Source organism: Streptomyces sp. NPDC003635, assembly GCF_053587635.1.
On sequence record NZ_JBSFOK010000014.1, the window covers coordinates 94555 to 110944 of the forward strand.

16 protein-coding genes are annotated in these 16390 nt (G+C 73.5%); 6 read left to right on the forward strand and 10 right to left on the reverse strand.

What is annotated here, in order from left to right:
- The first annotated feature begins 282 nt into the window (after positions 1 to 282).
- Positions 283 to 651, forward strand: a complete 369-nt coding sequence (locus tag ACWDRW_RS16040; RefSeq protein ID WP_451723591.1) for a DUF1844 domain-containing protein — start codon at positions 283 to 285, stop codon at positions 649 to 651.
- Position 652: 1 nt separating this feature from the next.
- Here ACWDRW_RS16040 and ACWDRW_RS16045 read toward each other — a convergent pair whose 3' ends face one another.
- Positions 653 to 1384, reverse strand: coding sequence for an SseB family protein (locus ACWDRW_RS16045; RefSeq protein WP_451723594.1), 732 nt, complete (start codon positions 1382 to 1384; stop codon positions 653 to 655).
- A 150-nt stretch (positions 1385 to 1534) separates the two neighbouring features.
- On the opposite strand from ACWDRW_RS16045, the gene ACWDRW_RS16050 reads away from it, so the two are divergent.
- Positions 1535 to 2452 carry a serine hydrolase gene (locus ACWDRW_RS16050; protein WP_451723595.1) on the forward strand — a complete coding sequence of 306 codons (918 nt, stop codon included), beginning with the start codon at positions 1535 to 1537 and terminating at the stop codon, positions 2450 to 2452.
- Between the two features lie 17 nt (positions 2453 to 2469).
- Here the strand turns inward: ACWDRW_RS16050 and mycP are convergent, their stop codons facing one another.
- Together mycP and ACWDRW_RS16060 are read right to left on the reverse strand one after the other, a co-directional pair.
- Entirely contained in the window at positions 2470 to 3651 is a 1182-nt protein-coding gene (mycP, locus tag ACWDRW_RS16055) for a type VII secretion-associated serine protease mycosin (RefSeq protein WP_451723597.1), read from the reverse strand.
- Entirely contained in the window at positions 3648 to 4472 is an 825-nt protein-coding gene (locus ACWDRW_RS16060) for a hypothetical protein (RefSeq protein WP_451723599.1), read from the reverse strand. Before ACWDRW_RS16060 ends, mycP begins: the two co-directional genes overlap by 4 nt.
- 1138 nt (positions 4473 to 5610) lie before the next feature.
- Between ACWDRW_RS16060 and ACWDRW_RS16065 the strand changes: the two genes are divergently transcribed.
- Entirely contained in the window at positions 5611 to 6813 is a 1203-nt protein-coding gene (locus ACWDRW_RS16065) for an amino acid deaminase/aldolase (RefSeq protein ID WP_451723601.1), read from the forward strand.
- Here ACWDRW_RS16065 and ACWDRW_RS16070 read toward each other — a convergent pair.
- Genes ACWDRW_RS16070 through ACWDRW_RS16085 form a run of 4 tightly spaced genes read right to left on the reverse strand, consistent with a single transcriptional unit; the run spans position 6810 to position 11280 of the window.
- Positions 6810 to 7724: a DUF2510 domain-containing protein gene (locus ACWDRW_RS16070; RefSeq protein ID WP_451723715.1), complete on the reverse strand. Its 915-nt coding sequence runs from the start codon at positions 7722 to 7724 to the stop codon at positions 6810 to 6812. The genes ACWDRW_RS16065 and ACWDRW_RS16070 overlap by 4 nt on opposite strands.
- Positions 7725 to 7751: 27 nt before the next feature.
- Positions 7752 to 8543 carry a 3-oxoacyl-ACP reductase gene (locus ACWDRW_RS16075; protein WP_451723602.1) on the reverse strand — a complete coding sequence of 264 codons (792 nt, stop codon included), beginning with the start codon at positions 8541 to 8543 and terminating at the stop codon, positions 7752 to 7754.
- Positions 8540 to 9913, reverse strand: coding sequence for an aldehyde dehydrogenase family protein (locus tag ACWDRW_RS16080; protein WP_451723717.1), 1374 nt, complete (start codon positions 9911 to 9913; stop codon positions 8540 to 8542). Before ACWDRW_RS16080 ends, ACWDRW_RS16075 begins: the two co-directional genes overlap by 4 nt.
- Positions 9914 to 9921: 8 nt before the next feature.
- The gene (locus tag ACWDRW_RS16085) at positions 9922 to 11280 is read right to left on the reverse strand and encodes a glutamine synthetase family protein (protein ID WP_451723604.1); all 1359 of its coding nucleotides are present in this window, start codon (positions 11278 to 11280) and stop codon (positions 9922 to 9924) included.
- Between the two features lie 86 nt (positions 11281 to 11366).
- On the opposite strand from ACWDRW_RS16085, the gene ACWDRW_RS16090 reads away from it, so the two are divergent.
- Complete coding sequence (locus ACWDRW_RS16090) at positions 11367 to 12101, forward strand: FadR/GntR family transcriptional regulator (RefSeq protein WP_451723605.1); 735 nt, start codon at positions 11367 to 11369, stop codon at positions 12099 to 12101.
- Positions 12102 to 12163: 62 nt separating this feature from the next.
- The gene (locus ACWDRW_RS16095; RefSeq protein ID WP_451723607.1) at positions 12164 to 12847 is read left to right on the forward strand and encodes a gamma-glutamyl-gamma-aminobutyrate hydrolase family protein; all 684 of its coding nucleotides are present in this window, start codon (positions 12164 to 12166) and stop codon (positions 12845 to 12847) included.
- Here the strand turns inward: ACWDRW_RS16095 and ACWDRW_RS16100 are convergent.
- Positions 12844 to 13749: a LysR family transcriptional regulator gene (locus tag ACWDRW_RS16100; protein WP_451723608.1), complete on the reverse strand. Its 906-nt coding sequence runs from the start codon at positions 13747 to 13749 to the stop codon at positions 12844 to 12846. The two genes, ACWDRW_RS16095 and ACWDRW_RS16100, sit on opposite strands and share 4 nt — an antisense overlap.
- A 70-nt stretch (positions 13750 to 13819) precedes the next feature.
- Between ACWDRW_RS16100 and ACWDRW_RS16105 the strand changes: the two genes are divergently transcribed.
- A complete protein-coding gene (locus tag ACWDRW_RS16105; protein WP_451723611.1) occupies positions 13820 to 14959 on the forward strand; it encodes a TDT family transporter in 1140 nt (379 codons plus the stop codon).
- Here the strand turns inward: ACWDRW_RS16105 and ACWDRW_RS16110 are convergent.
- A complete protein-coding gene (locus ACWDRW_RS16110) occupies positions 14871 to 15590 on the reverse strand; it encodes a helical backbone metal receptor (RefSeq protein ID WP_451723612.1) in 720 nt (239 codons plus the stop codon). The genes ACWDRW_RS16105 and ACWDRW_RS16110 overlap by 89 nt on opposite strands.
- The gene (locus tag ACWDRW_RS16115) at positions 15590 to 16156 is read right to left on the reverse strand and encodes a helix-turn-helix domain-containing protein (RefSeq protein ID WP_451723615.1); all 567 of its coding nucleotides are present in this window, start codon (positions 16154 to 16156) and stop codon (positions 15590 to 15592) included. Before ACWDRW_RS16115 ends, ACWDRW_RS16110 begins: the two co-directional genes overlap by 1 nt.
- Between the last annotated feature and the right edge of the window lie 234 nt (positions 16157 to 16390).

Consider the following 16390-nt stretch of genomic DNA (forward strand, 5'->3'; position numbering starts at 1 on the left):
GGACGGGACACAGGCGGGGCTCCTGAAATGCCGGAACACCGCCGCGGGTCAACCGCGGGGCGCAATCTCGGGCGACTCCACCGTCCGTACGGAACGGTGGTGGCCGCCTGACCGGTGACCCGCCGTCCCGGAGGACGATCAGGTGGGAGTTCGGAGCCTCCACTTGTGGGCCGAGCACATAGGTGTCCGGCCGGTCGTCACTAAAGGTTAGCAGCATGGACGGGGAAGGGCGAACCGAGGCGAACTTCGGCGAACAGTTGCGCGACGCATATCGTGTCCCGCATGAGTGACACCTCCCCCTCCGGCTCCCCCGAGACGCCCGACTTCGACGAGATGACCCGCGACATCGCCGAGGTCCCCGCCGTCGAGGTGATCGTGACGGTCGCCGTGAACCTGATGAGCGCCGCCGCCGTGAAGCTCGGTCTGACCGAGGAGGGCGACAAGTACAAGGACCTGGACGAGGCCCGCAAGCTGGTGAGCGCCCTCGCCGGGCTGCTCGACGCCAGCGCGACCGAGATCAGCTCGTTCCACGCGGCCCCGCTGCGTGACGGCCTGAAGTCGCTCCAGCTGGCCTTCCGCGAGGCCTCCCTCGTCCCGGACGAGCCGGGCCAGGGCCCGGGCGAGAAGTACACGGGCCCGGTCTACGGCTAGGTCACCCTCGTACGTACAGGGGCTCGCCCGGGGGCGTCGCCTCGGCCGGCAGCAGTGCCAGGTCGAGGCCGCGCACCAGGCGGGCCCTCAGTGTCTCGTCGGCGGCGAGGCGCTCGGCGACCGCGCGGGCGGCCACGGCGGGCGCGGCGGCCGGGTCCAGGACGAGCGCCAGGGTGCCGTCGGCCTGCCCGGGCCCGAGGTGGGCGCGGAGCACGTCGGGCTCGGCGGCGACGGCGGCCCGTACCGCCTCGACCACGGCCGGATCGGCGAGCGGATCGGCGGTCGTCCGTCCTTCGGCGAGCGCGAGCAGCGCCGGTCCGGTCAGCTCGAACGGCACCGGCCCCGCCAGGTCCAGCACGACCGTGTCCGCCTTCTCGTGCGCGGCGGCCTCCAGGGCCTGGTTCAGGCGTACGGCCACGGGGCGGGCCGCCGCGTCCCAGCGGGCGAGTGAGTCGGTGGAGGTGAAGGCGGGCAGGGCCTTGCGCTCGCCGGCTCGCAGGGTCGGCACGGCCATGTCGCTGGTCTTCTCGCGGCGCAGCCCGTTCTCGTCCTCCTCGACCTCACCGAGGACGGCCACGACCGGGACGAGCAGCCGGGCGTCCTTCAGCGCCCGGAGGACCGGCGCCTGGGCGGAGCGGTCCTCGGCCCAGGCCGCGAGCGCCGCGCTCAGCCGGGGGTCGGCCGAGCCGTCGTCGTCGGAGAAGGGGGAGTCGGGAATGTTCTTGTTCGCCACGGTCCCCGACCCTATCGGGGGGATGCCGCTGCGCTTGTGCGGGCCCGGAAACGCGCCCGTGACGCCCTTCACAGGAATCTCAGCTTTCCCTGACCCAGATCTAACGTCCGCCTCACGTCAGACACAGTCGCCGGCCCGAGCATCGCGGGCATGGAGTCCTCCGGAGCGCGCAGGCGCCGTCTTCCGCTGCTGTCCGTCGCCCTCGCGGCGGTGGTGGTCGTGGGCGGCACAGCCGCCGGGACGGCCTACGTGAAGGCGCGGGCGCAGACGGCCGTATCGTCCTCGGCGACGCCCTCGACGGTCTCGGTGAACAGGGAGGCATCCGTGGAACCGGTGGCACAGCCCACGGTCGATCCGGACGCGCTGCTGGCGAAGGCCATGGATGCGGTGACCGTGGCGAAGGGCGCGGAGGTGTCGGTGGCGGTGCTCGACCTGGAGTCGGGCGAGAGCGCCGCGTACGGGGACCGGTCCTTCGACACCGCGAGCGTCGTCAAGGTCGACGTCCTGGCGACGCTGCTGCTCCAGGCGCAGGACGCGGGGCGGGCGCTGACGGCGACGGAGAAGACGTACGCCACCGCCATGATCGAGAACAGCGACAACGCCGCCACCTCTGCGCTGTGGGAGACCATCGGCCGCGCGGAGGGGCTCGCCGCGGCGAACGAGCGCCTCGGGCTCACGGCCACGAAGGGCGGCGAGGGGATGCTGTGGGGGCTGACCCAGACCACCGCGACGGATCAACTGGCGCTGCTGCGGCAGGTGTTCGGGGAGGAATCGGAGCTGAGCGAGGCCTCGAGGTCGTACGTCCGGAGTCTGATGGGGCAGATCGCCGCAGGTCAGCAGTGGGGTGTCTCGGCCGCGGCCGACGGTTCGGCGTGGGCGCTGAAGAACGGGTGGCTGCCGCGGAGTACGACCGGGCTGTGGGACATCAACAGCGTCGGCCGGGTGACCGCGGACGGGCGGGACTACCTGGTCGCCGTGCTGTCGGACGGCAACGCGACCAAGGCGGACGGGGTGTCGCTGGTGGAAGCGGCGGCGCGGGCGGCGGTGTCGGTGTTCGCCGACGCCTGATCGCCTCGTGACGGTGCCTAGAAGTCCTCGCGACGTCCCGCGCGTCGGCCGCGCCACAGCACCACCGCGGCGACCAGCAGGACTCCACCGCTGCCGGCCGCGAGCGGGGCGGCCCAGCCGGTCGCGTCGTCGTCGGCCTTCGTGGCGTCGGGGCCCGAGCCGAAGTAGCGGTCGCCGTACGCCGTCGACCGCAGCCCCTCCGGCTTGAGGCTCGCGGCCTTCTCGATCGCGGCGGCCGGGTCCACGAAACCGTACCCGCGGGACTCGTCCCGGCCGCCGGAGGGGGAGTTGCGGGCCGTGTCCTCCAGGAGCTTCTTGATCTGGGCCGGGGTCAGGCCCGGGTGGGCGGACTTCACCAGGGCCACGGCTCCGGAGACGAAGGCCGCGGCGGCGCTGGTGCCCCAGCCCTCGTAGTACTTGCGGTCGGGGTCGGCGATGACGACGTCGACGCCGGGTGCGCTGACCGTGGCATACCAGCGCCGGGTGGAGAAGGAGGCGCGGGTGCCGAACTTGTCCACGGCCGTGGCGGCTATGACGCCCGGATAGGCGGCCGGGTAGGAGATGTGGTCGCCCTTCTCGCCGCCGTTCCCGGCCGAGGCGACGACGACGGCGCCCTTCTTCAGGGCGTACTGGACGGCCTCGTCCTCGGCGGGTTCGGGGTGGGCGGACTTGGAGTCGTCGCCCAGGGAGAGGTTGATGACGTCGGCGCCGTGGTCGGCGGCCCAGCGGATGCCCTCGGCGAGGGCGTTGCCGCGGGTGGTGCGGGCCTTGGCGCGGGCGTCGTCGCCGTCCTCCAGGATCACGCGCACCGGGAGGACCTTGGCCTCGGGGGCGATGCCCATGACGCCGTCGCCGTTGCCGTAGCCGTGTCCGTGGCCCGCGATGATGCCGGCCATCGCGGTGCCGTGGCGGGCCCAGGACCGGTCGCCGCGCCCGGCTCCGAAGCCGACCATGTCCTTGCCCTTGAGGACGTTGCCGACGAGGTCGGGGTGCCGGTCGTCGACGCCGGTGTCGAGGACGGCGACGGTGATGCCCTTGCCCTTGGTGGTCTGCCAGGCCTCCTCGGCGTGCATGGCTTCCAGGGCCCACTGCTTGGCACGTATGCCGTCGGCGTGCGCGGCGGTGGCCGGGACGAGGGCGAGGGAGGCGGCGAGGAGAACGCTGAGCAGGCTGGTACGGCGGGTGAGGGCGGCGGTCACGAGGCCTGCTCCGTGGCGTACGGGCCGACCTGCTTGCGCAGGGCGCGTTCCACGCGGTCGGCGAGTCCCTTCGCCTCGTGGCCGAGGCCGGCCTGGGCGGGCGCCGTGGTGGCACCGGACTTCATGGCGTCCTCGGCGGGCTGCGGGTCGTCGACGGCGCGGCCGTCGGCCCAGCCGGAGACGGCGTAGACGACGACGGGGGCGTCGGTGAGGACGGAGACGGTCCAGGAGGCGCGCATGGTCTTGCCGAAGCCGGGTCCGTAGGGGCGCGGCATGAGATCGGGGCGGCGGTCGAGGCCCTCGTCGGTGAAGCGCTGGGCGAGGGAGGTCATGGCGGTGGCGTCGGCCTTGGTGAAGAGCATGCCGACGGTGGTGACGTAGGTCCGGGTGGCGTCGGTGTAGGTGGCGCGCAGGAGCCGCTGGCAGCCGACGGGGGCGAGGACCTTGCGCAGCAGCGGGTCGAAGGCGTCGGCGCAGCCACTGTCCGGAGCGACGGCGGTCCGCGTCCAGGTCCGGTCGGCACCGCCGGGCCCGGCGCCCTGGCCGACCACGGTGGGCGGGAACAGCTGATCGACGGGCACGCTGTGCCACAGGCTTCCGGCGGCGACGAAACTGTCCCGGGCGCCGGCGGCCTCGGAGTCCCCGACCAGCCAGCTTCCGGTCACGGCGCCCCCGACCAGGCCCAGGCCCAGCACCAGACAAGCGGCGGCGGCCACCGCCCGCCCTCCGACCCGCACCCCGATCGCCCTGGGCCGCGCGTCCCCGTCGTAGCCCTCGGGCTGCGCGAACGACACCACGGGCCGCCCCGCGGCGGGATTCATGGGAGCGCTCCAGGAGAAGGCGGGATCGGGCGTACGCGTCCCCTGCCGCTCCTCACTCTCCGGTCCCGCCTCCGTGGGAACGGGCCGCAGCCGAGTGGTGGTCTCGGAGGCCCCTTCCGCCGACACATCAGGCCGAGCGAGCGGCGACAGCGGCTGACGGGGTGTGGACACGGCGGGCCGTGTGCCCGTGCCGCCGCCGGGCGCACGGAGGGGACGCGGAGGCACGCCGCTCCCGGTCTCCGATCCGGGGTGAGCGGCAGCGGCACGAGGCGCGGCGGCAGCCGCCCCCGGACCCGCCGACGCGTTTGCGGCGCCGACGGGCCTGGGCGGAACCGGCGTCGGGCCGGCCTGGCGTAGCGGGACAGCGGAGGCAGCCGGACGCGCGGACGTACCGCCGGAGAGGCTCGGGCTCGACACGGGGCGCTGCGGGGCGGCGGTGGGCGTGGAGCCCGGGGCCATGGGTGCGGAGCCCGGAGCGGTGGGCGCGGAGGCCGGGGCTGTGTCCGGGAAGCGGGCGGAGGCCTTGGGTGCCGGTGGGGCCTCGGGTGGGGTGGTGAGGTTCGGCAAGCGGGGTGGCGTGGCCCGGCGGGGGGCGTGGGGCGCGTCGGTGGCTGAGGGTGCGTCGCCCGTGGTGGGGGGCGGGACGCGCAGGCCCGTGGGGCGCCGGTCGTGCGCGGAGGCGCCGCTTCCCGCCACTCGGCCCCCGGGTGAGCCCTGGGTGTCCTCCGCCCGGCGGCCGCCGGGCGAGCCCTGTGCTCGGTTTCCGTCGGCGGGCTGTGGCCGACGCGTCGGTTCTCCCTGCGGACCCGTGTCGTCCGCGTCCGCGCCCGGGGCGCGCTGGGGCTTCGGGGGGTGGGGTGGACGTGGGGGGATCGGGGCGCGTTGCGCTTCCGTGTTCATGCGCCCCCCGTTTCCTGTTGCCCGGGCCTTCGTCGTACTCGGGCAGTGTCTGTCAGCCCGGGCCCGGGGTTCCGGGCTACAACTACCCGCACGGGTGGGCCCGCATCCACGGTCCTCACGTGCGTGCGCGTCACTCTACGGGTTGACCCCGGCCCGGCGGGAACCAGTCCACGAGCCCGGGGCTTTAGCCCGGAACGTCCCCCTACCCTGCGGTAATCCAGTCTGGCAGGCTTCGTTCATGACTGCGCGCGCCGCCGACCGGGCCCGTTACGACCGGGCCACCGCCCATCTCGACGCCCCTCTCGCGATCGTGGACCTGGACGCCTTCGACGCCAACGCGGCCGATCTCGTCCGCCGCGCCGGCGGCAAGCCGATCCGCGTCGCCAGCAAGTCCGTCCGCTGCCGGGCCCTCCTCGAACGCGTCCTCGCCCGCGACGGCTTCGCGGGGATCATGTCCTTCACGCTCGCCGAGTCCCTGTGGCTGGCCCGCTCCGGGTTCGACGACGTCCTGCTCGCCTACCCCTCCGCCGACCGCGCCGGATTCGCCGAGCTCACCAGTGACCCCAAGCTCGCCTCCGCCGTCACCGTGATGATCGACGACCCGGCGCAGCTCCGGCTCATCGACGAGGCCCGGGAGGGGGGACGGGAAGTCGTCCGCGTCTGTCTGGAGTTGGACACCTCGCTCAGGCTCCTCGGCGGCCGCCTCCGCGTCGGTGCCCGGCGCTCCCCGCTGCACTCCGCCGACCAGGTCGCCGACCTCGCCCGGATCGTCGCCCGGCGGCCGGGGTTCGAGGTCGTCGGGATCATGGCGTACGAGGGACACATCGCCGGTGTCGGGGACTCCGTCGCCGGACGGCCCCTGCGTTCGCGTGCCGTGCGGCTGATGCAGGCCACCGCCCGCCGGGAGCTCGCCCAGCGCCGGGCCGAGGTGGTGCGGGCGCTCCGGGCCGTCGCCCCGGGCCTCGAGTTCGTCAACGGCGGGGGCACCGGCAGCGTCCAGTACACCGCCGCCGAGGACTGCGTCACCGAGATCGGCGCCGGTTCGGGCCTCTACGTGCCGCGCCTGTTCGACAACTACACCTCCTTCGCCGGCCGCCCCGCCGCCCTGTTCGCCCAGCCCGTCGTCCGGCGGCCGGGCGTCGGCGTCGTGACCGTGCTCGGCGGTGGCTACCCCGCCTCCGGTGCCGCCGGACCCGACCGGCTGCCGGTGCCGTACCTCCCGGAGGGACTGCGGTACGACCCCCAGGAGGGCCCCGGCGAGGTGCAGACCCCGCTGCTCGGCTCTCCCGCCGACGATCTGCTGCTCGGCGACAAGGTGTGGTTCCGGCACGCCAAGGCCGGCGAACTGTGCGAGCGCTTCGACCAACTGCACCTGATAGAGGGCGACGAGGTCACGGCGGCCGTCCCGACGTACCGGGGAGAGGGCCACACCTTCCTCTAGCCCGCGCCGCCCGGTCCCACGCTGCTGCCCACTCCCCCGCCGCCGTCGGGGTCGTCGACGGACCGGATGCCCTTGGTGATCCGGTCCATGTCGGCCAGCGGCGGACCCTCCGCGCCCGCGTCGAAGACGTACCGGACGCAGACCGGTGACTCGGTGCCGACGCGGGAGAGGAAGACCGTGGACTGGACGTAGCCGCCGGGTCCCTCGGCCGTCCTGACCCGCCAGCGCACGAAGAACCCGGCCCGTCCGGCCACCGCGACCGGCCCCGACTTCACGACCTCGTGCGACTCCACGCCGCCGTAGGGGCGCCCGCCGGCGAGGTCGCGGTCGTACGCCTCGTCCACCGCCTCCTTGATGTCCTGCTTCGCCAGCTTCTCGGGCGAGCGCGCGTCACTGCCGGTCACGGTCCGCGACATCACGCGGCCCCGGCGGCAGACTCCGCCGTCGGCGGGGCAGTCGTAGGTGCCGTCCGTGGTCATGACGACGTCGTCCTCGGCGACGTACTTCGGCCGGACCCAGCCGTCGAGCAACGGCAGGGTGATGCCGTTGAGTTCGTCCACCACGACCGACGGGTCCTCGGCCGAGGGTTCGCTCTCGGTGGGAGTCGGAGTGGGAGAGGGCGGCTCGGTCGTCGGCGCTGCCGTGAAATACGTCGGCCCGGTCCCGACGTCCACGCCCTCCTCGTCTCCCTGCCCCAGCACCACCGCGCCCGTGACGATCGCCGCCACGAGCACGGCCGCCGCCGCGGTGACGGCGACGGCCTTGGCCCGTCCGGACGGCCCCGCCACGGCCGTGCGCATCGGCACGGTCACCTCGGGGGTGCGCCGGTGGTCGGTCCACGCCCTGCCGTCCCACCAGCGCTCCAGATGCGGGGCGTTGGGGTCGGGGTACCAGCCGGGCGGGGGCGTCATGCTCATGCGGGCACTCTAGAGCGCGCTCTACAGCGGGGTGACGTACGCTCCCGAGATTCCGCCGTCCACCAGGAAGTCGGTGGCGTTGACGAACGAGGAGTCGTCGCTGGCCAGGAAGGCGACGGCCGCGGCGATCTCCTCCGCCTCGGCGAACCGGCCGACCGGAATGTGCACCAGGCGGCGCGCGGCCCGCTCGGGGTCCTTCGCGAACAGCTCCTGCAGCAGCGGGGTGTTCACCGGCCCGGGGCACAGCGCGTTCACGCGGATGCCCTCGCGCGCGAACTGCACGCCCAGCTCACGGGACATCGCCAGCACACCGCCCTTGGAGGCCGTGTACGAGATCTGGGAGGTCGCCGCGCCCATCCGCGCCACGAAGGAGGCGGTGTTGATGATGGAGCCCTTGCCCTGGCGCCGCATGTACGGGATCGCGGCCTTGCAGCACAGGTAGACGGAGGTGAGGTTGACCTCCTGGACGCGCTTCCACGCCTCCAGTCCGGTCTCCAGGATGGAGTCGTCGTCGGGCGGCGAGATCCCGGCGTTGTTGAAGGCGATGTCGACGCTGCCGTAGGTGTCGTACGCCGTCTTGAACAGCTCCTCGACCTGCTCGGCGTCGGTGACGTCGACCTTCACGAAGATCCCGCCGACCTCCTCGGCGGCCGCCTTGCCGCGCTGCTCGTCGACGTCGCCGCAGACGACGTGGGCGCCCTCGGCGGCGAGGCGGCGGGCGGTGGCGAGGCCGATCCCACTGCCGGCTCCGGTGATGACGGCGGTACGGCCGACCAGGCGGCGGCAGATGTTTTCCTCGGTGGAAGAGGTCACTGTGCGGGGCCCTCCGTGCTGATGAAGACGTTCTTGGTCTCGGTGAAGGCGGTCAGGGCGTCCGGACCCAGCTCGCGGCCGATGCCGGACTGCTTGAAGCCGCCGAACGGGGTCCAGTAGCGGACGCTGGAGTGGGAGTTGACGGACAGGTTGCCCGCGCGGACGGCCTGGGAGACGCGCAGCGCGCGGCCGACGTCCCGGGTCCAGATCGAGCCGGACAGGCCGTAGTCGGTGGCGTTGGCGAGGCGGATCGCGTCGGCCTCGTCCTCGAAGGGCAGGATGACGGCGACCGGTCCGAAGACCTCCTCGACGGCGACGCGCGCGTGCGGCTCGACGCCGGTCAGGACGGTGGGCGGGAACCAGAACCCGGGGCCCTCGGGGGCCTTGCCGCGGATGCCGTCGAGGTCGTCGGAGACATAGGAGCGGACGCGTTCCAGCTGGGACTTGGAGATCAGCGGGCCCATGTCCGTGGCCTCGTCCGCGGGGTCGCCGACGCGTACCGCCTCGATCGCGGGGGCCAGCAGTTCCAGGAAGCGGTCGTAGGCCGGGCGCTGGACGAGGATGCGGGTGCGGGCGCAGCAGTCCTGTCCCGAGTTGTCGAGGAAGGACATGGGCGCGGCCTGGGCGGCGACTTCGAGGTCGGCGTCGGCGAAGACGATGTTGGGGCTCTTGCCGCCCAGTTCGAGGGTGACGCGCTTGAGGAGCGCGGAGCCCTTCGCCAGCACCTGCCTGCCCACGGCCGTGGACCCGGTGAACACGATCTTCGCGACGCCCGGATGCTCCACGAGGGCGTTGCCCGCCACGGGACCGTGTCCGGGCAGGACCTGGAAGAGCCCTTCCGGCAGTCCCGCCTCCAGCGCCAGCTCCGCCAGCCGCAGAGCCGTGAGCGGGGTCGTCTCGGCGGGCTTGAGGAGGACCGCGTTGCCCGCCGCGAGCGCCGGTGCCGTGCCCCAGGCCGCGATCGGCATCGGGAAGTTCCAGGGCGCGATGACGCCGACCACGCCGAGCGGTTCGAGGAGGGTGACGTCGAGGCCGCCGGGGACCGGGATCTGGCGTCCGGTGAGTCGCTCGACGCCGCCCGCCGCGTAGTCGAGCAGGTCCCGGACGTTGCCCGCCTCCCAGCGGGCGTTGCCGAGGGTGTGGCCGGCCTCCCGGACCTCCGACCGGGCGAGTTCTTCGAGGTGCTCGTCCACGGCGACGGCGAACCGCCGCAGCAGGCGGGCCCGGTCGCCGGGGGACAGGGCCGCCCACCGGGACTGCGCGCGGGCGGCCCGTACGACCGCCGCGTCGACGTCGGCCGCGGTGGCGGCCGGGACCATGGCGACGGTCTCCTCGGTCGCGGGGTTCAGTACCTGGAGCTGCTCGGACAACACGGGCCTCACATGCGTTCGAAGGAGCGGCGGAGCTCCCAGTCGGTGACCGCGGCGTCGTAGGCGTCGACCTCGACGCGCGCCATGTTCCGGTAGTGCGCGACGACCTCGTCGCCGAAGGCGGCCTTGGCCAGGGGGCTGTTCTCCCACAGCTCGGCGGCCTCGCGCAGGGTGGTGGGTACGTGCGCGTACTCGGCGGTGTAGGCGTTGCCGGGGCAGGCCTCGGGCAACTGGAGTTTCTGCTCGATGCCGTGCAGGCCCGCGGCCACCATGCCCGCCACCGCCAGATACGGGTTGACGTCTCCCCCGGGGAGGCGGTTCTCGAAGCGCAGGGAGCGCCCGTGGCCGACCACACGCAGGGCGCAGGTGCGGTTGTCGTGGCCCCAGGCGACGGCGGTCGGGGCGAAGGAGCCCGGCTGGAACCGCTTGTAGGAGTTGATGTGGGGGGCGTAGAGGAGGGAGAAGTCCCGCAGAGCCGCCAGTTGTCCGGCGAGGAAGTGCCGCATGACGTCGGACATCCCGTCGGGCCCGGCCATCGCGTTGTTCCCGGCCGCGTCCGCGAGCGAGAGGTGGACGTGGCAGGAGTTGCCCTCGCGCTCGTTGTACTTCGCCATGAAGGTGATCGACACGCCTTCCTGCGCGGCGATCTCCTTGGCGCCGGTCTTGTAGATCGCGTGCTGGTCGCACGTGACCAGGGCCTCGTCGTAGCGGAAGGCGATCTCGTGCTGGCCGGGGTTGCACTCGCCCTTGGCGGACTCGACGGTGAGGCCCGCGGCCGCCATCTCATTGCGGATACGGCGGAGCAGTGGCTCGATGCGTCCGGTCCCGAGCACCGAGTAGTCGATGTTGTACTGGTTCGCCGGGGTCAGGCCCCGGTAACCCGCGTCCCAGGCCTGTTCGTAGGTGTCCTTGAAGACGATGAACTCCAGCTCGGTGCCCACCTGGGCGGTCAGCCCGAGCTCGGCCAGACGCTCCAGCTGGCGGCGCAGGATCTGGCGGGGGGCGGCGAGGACCGGGGAGCCGTCCTCCCAGGCGAGGTCGGCGACGACCATGGCGGTGCCCTCGTTCCACGGAACGCGGCGCAGGGTGGACAGGTCGGGGCGCATCGCGAAGTCGCCGTAGCCGCGGTCCCAGGAGGACATGGCGTAACCGTCGACCGTGTTCATCTCGGTGTCGACGGCGAGCAGGTAGTTGCAGCCCTCGGTGCCGTGGTGGAGGACCTCGTCGAGGAAGAAGCGGGCGGCGAACCGCTTGCCCTGGAGCCGCCCTTGCATGTCCGGGAAGGCCAGGACGACAGTGTCGATCTCACCGCCGGCGACGAGGGCGTGCAGCTCCTCGACGCCGAGCGGCGGTGTGCGGTCTGCCACGGGAAAGCCTCCTCAAGGCCTCTTGGGTCAGCCGGGAGCCATAAGGTATTGCCGAGAACCATTGCTTGGGAAGGGGGCACGGCGGGATGTCGGTGGACGCTGACCCGGGGCCGGAGGACCGGCTGACCCCGGTGCTGCGGCCGGTGCGGGCGGGCAACGGCTTCGAGGAGGCCCTGGAGCAGATCCTCCAGGTGGTCCGGCTCGGTCTGGTGCCGGGCGGCGAGCGGCTGCCCGCGGAACGGGAGCTGGCGGAGCGGCTCGGGATCAGCCGGGTGACACTGCGCGAGGTGCTGCGGGTGCTTCAGGACCAGGGACTCGTGGAGTCCCGGCGGGGGCGGTACGGCGGAACGTTCGTGCTGCCGCGCGCGGACGCCGGCGGCGAGGACGAGCTGCGCCGCCGGATCGCCGCGGTGGACATCGAGGACGTGCTGCGCTTCCGGGAGGTGCTGGAGGTGGGCGCGGCGGGGCTGTGCGCGGCGCACGGACTGACCGGGGAGCGGCGGGAGCGGCTGCGGGAGGCGCTCGCCCGCACCCAGGACGCCCCGCTGGCCGACTACCGGCGCCGGGACACGCTGCTCCATCTGACCCTGGCCGAGCTGTGCGGCTCGCCCTCGCTGACCGCGAGTTACGCGGGGGTGCGGGCGACGGTGAACGAACTGCTGGACTGCATCCCGATCCTGGTCCGCAATCTGGAGCACTCGCAGCGCCAGCACGCGGCACTGGTGGAGGCGGTGCTGGACGGGGACGCGGACGCGGCACGGGAGATCGCGCGGGAGCACTGCGCGGGGACGGCGGCGCTGCTCAGGGGGTTCCTCGCGTGACGGGTTCCTGGCGTGATCCCCTGGAAAGGTACGGGAGCGATCCATTGGTTGGAGGGCAGGGTATGCCGGGCACGCCGTTGATCGGGGTCAGTACGTATCTGGAGGCCGGGGTGCGCTGGGGCGTGTGGGAGCTGGACGCGGCCCTGCTGCCCGCCGGGTATCCGCGTCTGGTGCAGCGGGCCGGCGGACTCGCCGCGATGCTGCCGCCGGACGCGCCGGAGCGGGCGGCCGCGACGGTCGCCCGGCTGGACGGACTGGTGATCGCGGGCGGCCCCGACGTGGAGCCGGTGCGGTACGGCGCCGAGCGCGAGCCTCGGACAGGGCCCCCGGCGCGGGAGCGGGACGCGTGGGAACTGGCCCTGATCGACGCCGCGTTGGCCGCCCGGCTCCCCCTGCTCGGGGTCTGCCGGGGCATGCAGCTGCTGAACGTCGCCCTCGGCGGCACCCTCGTCCAGCACATGGAGGGCCACGCCGAGGTGGTCGGCGTCTTCGGACGGCACCCGGTCAAGCCGGTCCCGGGCACGCTGTACGCCCGGATCGCCCCGGAGGAGACGAGTGTGCCGACGTACCACCATCAGGCGGTGGAGCGGCTGGGAGACGGTCTGGTTCCCTCGGCGCACGCGGCGGACGGCACCGTGGAGGCCGTGGAACTGCCCGGCGACCACTGGGTGCTGGGCGTGCAGTGGCACCCGGAGATGGGCGAGGACGTACGGGTGATGAAGGCGCTGGTGGAAGCGGGCCGTTAGCCCCGCGTCAGCTGCAGCAGGTCCCGGGCCGGTCCCACCGGGCGGTGACCCGTCGGCCAGACCGCCCTGAGGTCGCGGGCCAGGGACACATCCGCCACCGGGACGCTCACCAGGCGGCGCAGTGACAGTTCCTCGCGCACGGCCAGTTCGCTCAGGACCGCCGGGCCCGCGCCGCTCACCGCCGCCGCCTTCACGGCCGTGGTGGAGGAGAGTTCGATGAGCGGGCGGGCGAGGCCGCCGAGGGCCGTGTCCAGGACCTGGCGGGTGCCCGAGCCCTTCTCGCGGAGGATGAGGGGGGTGACCGCCAACTCCTCGGCCGTCAGCGGGCGTCGGCGGCGGGACCAGGGGTGGCCGGGGGCCGTCACCACGATCAGCCGGTCATGGGCGATCACCACCGAGTCCAGGCCCGTGGGGACCGTCAGGCCCTCCACGAAGCCGAGGTCCGCCTCGTCGGCGAGGAGGCGTTCCGCCACCGCCGTCGAGTTGCCCGCGAGCAGCGACACCGCCGTGTCCGGGCGCCCCGCGCGCAGCGCCAGCAGCCAGCCGGGCAGCAGATACTCGGCGATCGTCATGCTCGCCGCCACCCGCAGCCGTGAGTCCCGGCGGTCCCGCAGCGCCTGCGCGCCCACGTCGAAGGCCTCCGCGGCCTCCACGATCCGCCGCGCCCAGTCGGTCACCAGCGCACCGGCGTCGGTCAGCCGCGAACCCCGCGGTGAACGGTCCACCAGCGCCACGCCCAACTGCCGTTCCATCGACCGGATCCGGCTGCTGGCGGCGGGCTGGGTGATGCCCAGCTCCCGCGCCGCCCCGCCGAGACTGCCCAGCCGGGCCACGGCCAGCAGCAACTCCAGCGCGCCGAGGTCCGGTACGCGATGGGCCAGGGAACTGGGAACGACACTCATAAGCCCAGCTTATGTCCTCATAGAGACGTCCTCCCTGGTGGCGGGCGTCCGGCCACGGGACCGTGGACGCATGGTCACCGCCGCCCAGCCCCTCCCCCGCGCCCGGGCCGTCCGTCACCTCGGACCGAACTGGTACGCCTCCGTCATGGGAACCGCCATCGTCGCCACCGCCGGCGTCGCGCTCCCCGTGCCGCGGATCCTCTGCGTCGCCGTGTGGACGCTGTCCGCGCTCCTGCTGGCCGCGCTCCTCGTCGCCCGCGCCCTGCACTGGACCCACCACCGCGACCAGGCCCGCGCCCATCTGCTGGACCCGGCGACGGCCCCCTTCTACGGCTGCCTGTCCATGGCCCTGCTCGCGGTCGGCGCCGGCGCGGTGACGGTCGGCCGGGACTGGATCGGCACCGAGGCGGCGGTGGCGCTCGACGTGCTGCTGTTCACGGCCGGTACGGCCATCGGACTCGCGGCGGCGGTGGCCGTCCCGTACCTGATGGCCGTGCGCCACCGGGTGGAGGCCGGTCAGGCCACGCCCGTCTGGCTGCTGCCGCTCGTCGCGCCCATGGTGTCCGCCGCCGTCGGACCGCTGCTCGTCCCGCATCTGCCCACCGGGCAGGCCCAGGAGACGCTGCTGCTCGCCTGCTTCGCGATGTTCGGGCTCAGTCTGCTCGCGACCCTGCTGATGCTGCCGCTGGTCTTCGCCCGGGTGCTCACCGGAGGACCGCTGCCGCTCGCGCTGACCCCGACCCTGTTCCTGGTGCTGGGTCCGCTCGGCCAGTCCACGACCGCCGTCGGCAAGTTCGCGGAGTTCGCGCCGGGAGTCGTCCCGGCCCCCTACAGCCAGGGCTTCGACGTGCTGGCGGTGCTGTACGGCGTGCCGGTGATGGGCTTCGCGCTGCTGTGGCTGGGGGTCGCCACCGCCCATGTGCTGCGGGCCCGGCGGCGGGGCATGCGGTTCACGATGACCTGGTGGGCGTTCACCTTCCCGGTCGGGACCTGTGTCACCGGCGCCGAGGCGCTGGCCCGGCACACCGGGCTCGTGGTCTACGAGGGGCTCGCGGTCGCTCTGTACGGCCTGCTCGTCGCCGCCTGGCTGGTGGCCGCCGCGCAGACCGTGTGCGGACTGGTCAGCGGAGCGCTGCTCGCAGGGCCGAGCCCAGCACTTCCGGCGCCTCGGCCAGTGACGGTCCGTACCAGGTCAGGTGCCGTCCGCTGACGAGAGCGCAGGGCAGTCCGGGGAAGGCCTCCGGGCCGTCGTCGGCCGTGAAGCGGTAGGGCTCGTCCGGCAGGACGACCACGTCGGGGGCGGCCGCCAGCAGCTCCTCCAGGGGGACGCGCGGGTAGCGGTCCTCGTGGGTGGCGTGCAGGTGGTCCACGCCGAGGCGGGCCAGGACGTCCCCGGCGAAGGTGTCCCGGCCCAGGACCATCCAGGGGCGGCGCCAGATCGGGACGACGGCGGTCGTACGGCGCCCGGGGACGGGCAGCGCGGACCAGGCGGCCTCCGCCTCGTCCAGCCAGCGGGGGCGCGAGGTCGTCCCGCACGCGCTGAGCACGCGGTCCAGTTCCCTGAAGGCCTCTGGGACGTCACGGACCTCGGTCACCAGCACCTCGACGCCCGCCGCGCGCAGGGCCGCGAGGTCGGGGGCGCGGTTCTCCTCCTCGTTGGCGATCACCAGGTCGGGAGCGAGGTCGAGGATCCGGTCGGTCTTGGGGTTCTTGGTGCCGCCGATCCGTGCCACCTCGAGGCCGGCCGGGTGCGTGCACCAGTCCGTGGCACCGACCAGGACGCCGGGCGCCGAACGGGCCACGGCCTCCGTGAGGGACGGCACCAGGGAGACGACCCGCATCAGCGCGGCCGGTCCTGGACCGCCTCGATGTGCTCGGCCACCGCCACGACCACGACCCGGGTGTCCGGGACGGTCGCGCGCCAGCGGTGGCGGACCCCGCCGGTGAGGTACAGGGTGTCCCCGCGGCCGAGCCGGTAGGCGCGCCCCTCGGCCTCGATCTCCACGGCGCCGTCGGCGACGTACATCAACTGGTCGTTGCGGTACTGGATCTCGCGGCCCGCCTCGTGGTCCCCGGTGAACTCCGAGGCGTGCATCTGATGGTGGCCGCGCACCAGGGAACGGACGCGGGGGTCCGGGGGCTGCTCGGCGCACTCGGCGCGCACGACGTCCACGCTGCACGCCGGATCGGCCGCCGCGAGCAGTTCGACGGCCGTGGTGCGCAGGGCGTCGGCGAGCTTCTCCAGGGAGCTCCTGGAGGGGCGGGCGCGGTCGTTCTCGACCTGGCTCAGGAAAGGCACCGACAGGCCGCTGCGCTCGGCCACGACGGCGAGAGTGAGCTCCAGCGCGCGACGGCGCCGCCGCACGGCCGCGCCCACCCGCAGGGGCTGCTCTTTGTGGTCGCCCATCGCTCCGGCTCCCTCCTTCGCTCGTCGTCCGGGTACCGCGTCTCTGATGACTTCTCTGCACCCTACGCATGTTCGGCAAACCGTTTCATGCGCCCGTCACATCGACGACACAGGAGAGTGGCGGCCACCTCACAGTTCGCGCCACCACCGGAGCGGACCGTCACGGGAACCGCGGGCTGTTTCGCTGCGTACGGAGGTGACCACAGAGGGCGAAGTTCCAGGTCGGACCGAGAG

Excerpts from the sequence above, each read along its gene's own strand:
- ACWDRW_RS16100 (WP_451723608.1), bottom strand. The coding sequence starts at position 13,749 with ATGAGTGTCGTTCCCAGTTCCCTGGCCCATCGCGTACCGGACCTCGGC.
- ACWDRW_RS16060 (WP_451723599.1), bottom strand. The coding sequence starts at position 4,472 with ATGAATCCCGCCGCGGGGCGGCCCGTGGTGTCGTTCGCGCAGCCCGAG.
- ACWDRW_RS16090 (WP_451723605.1), top strand. The coding sequence starts at position 11,367 with ATGTCGGTGGACGCTGACCCGGGGCCGGAGGACCGGCTGACCCCGGTG.
- ACWDRW_RS16110 (WP_451723612.1), bottom strand. The coding sequence starts at position 15,590 with ATGCGGGTCGTCTCCCTGGTGCCGTCCCTCACGGAGGCCGTGGCCCGT.
- ACWDRW_RS16065 (WP_451723601.1), top strand. The coding sequence starts at position 5,611 with ATGACTGCGCGCGCCGCCGACCGGGCCCGTTACGACCGGGCCACCGCC.
- ACWDRW_RS16050 (WP_451723595.1), top strand. The coding sequence starts at position 1,535 with ATGGAGTCCTCCGGAGCGCGCAGGCGCCGTCTTCCGCTGCTGTCCGTC.
- ACWDRW_RS16070 (WP_451723715.1), bottom strand. The coding sequence starts at position 7,724 with ATGACGCCCCCGCCCGGCTGGTACCCCGACCCCAACGCCCCGCATCTG.
- ACWDRW_RS16095 (WP_451723607.1), top strand. The coding sequence starts at position 12,164 with ATGCCGGGCACGCCGTTGATCGGGGTCAGTACGTATCTGGAGGCCGGG.
- ACWDRW_RS16040 (WP_451723591.1), top strand. The coding sequence starts at position 283 with ATGAGTGACACCTCCCCCTCCGGCTCCCCCGAGACGCCCGACTTCGAC.
- ACWDRW_RS16105 (WP_451723611.1), top strand. The coding sequence starts at position 13,820 with ATGGTCACCGCCGCCCAGCCCCTCCCCCGCGCCCGGGCCGTCCGTCAC.
- ACWDRW_RS16115 (WP_451723615.1), bottom strand. The coding sequence starts at position 16,156 with ATGGGCGACCACAAAGAGCAGCCCCTGCGGGTGGGCGCGGCCGTGCGG.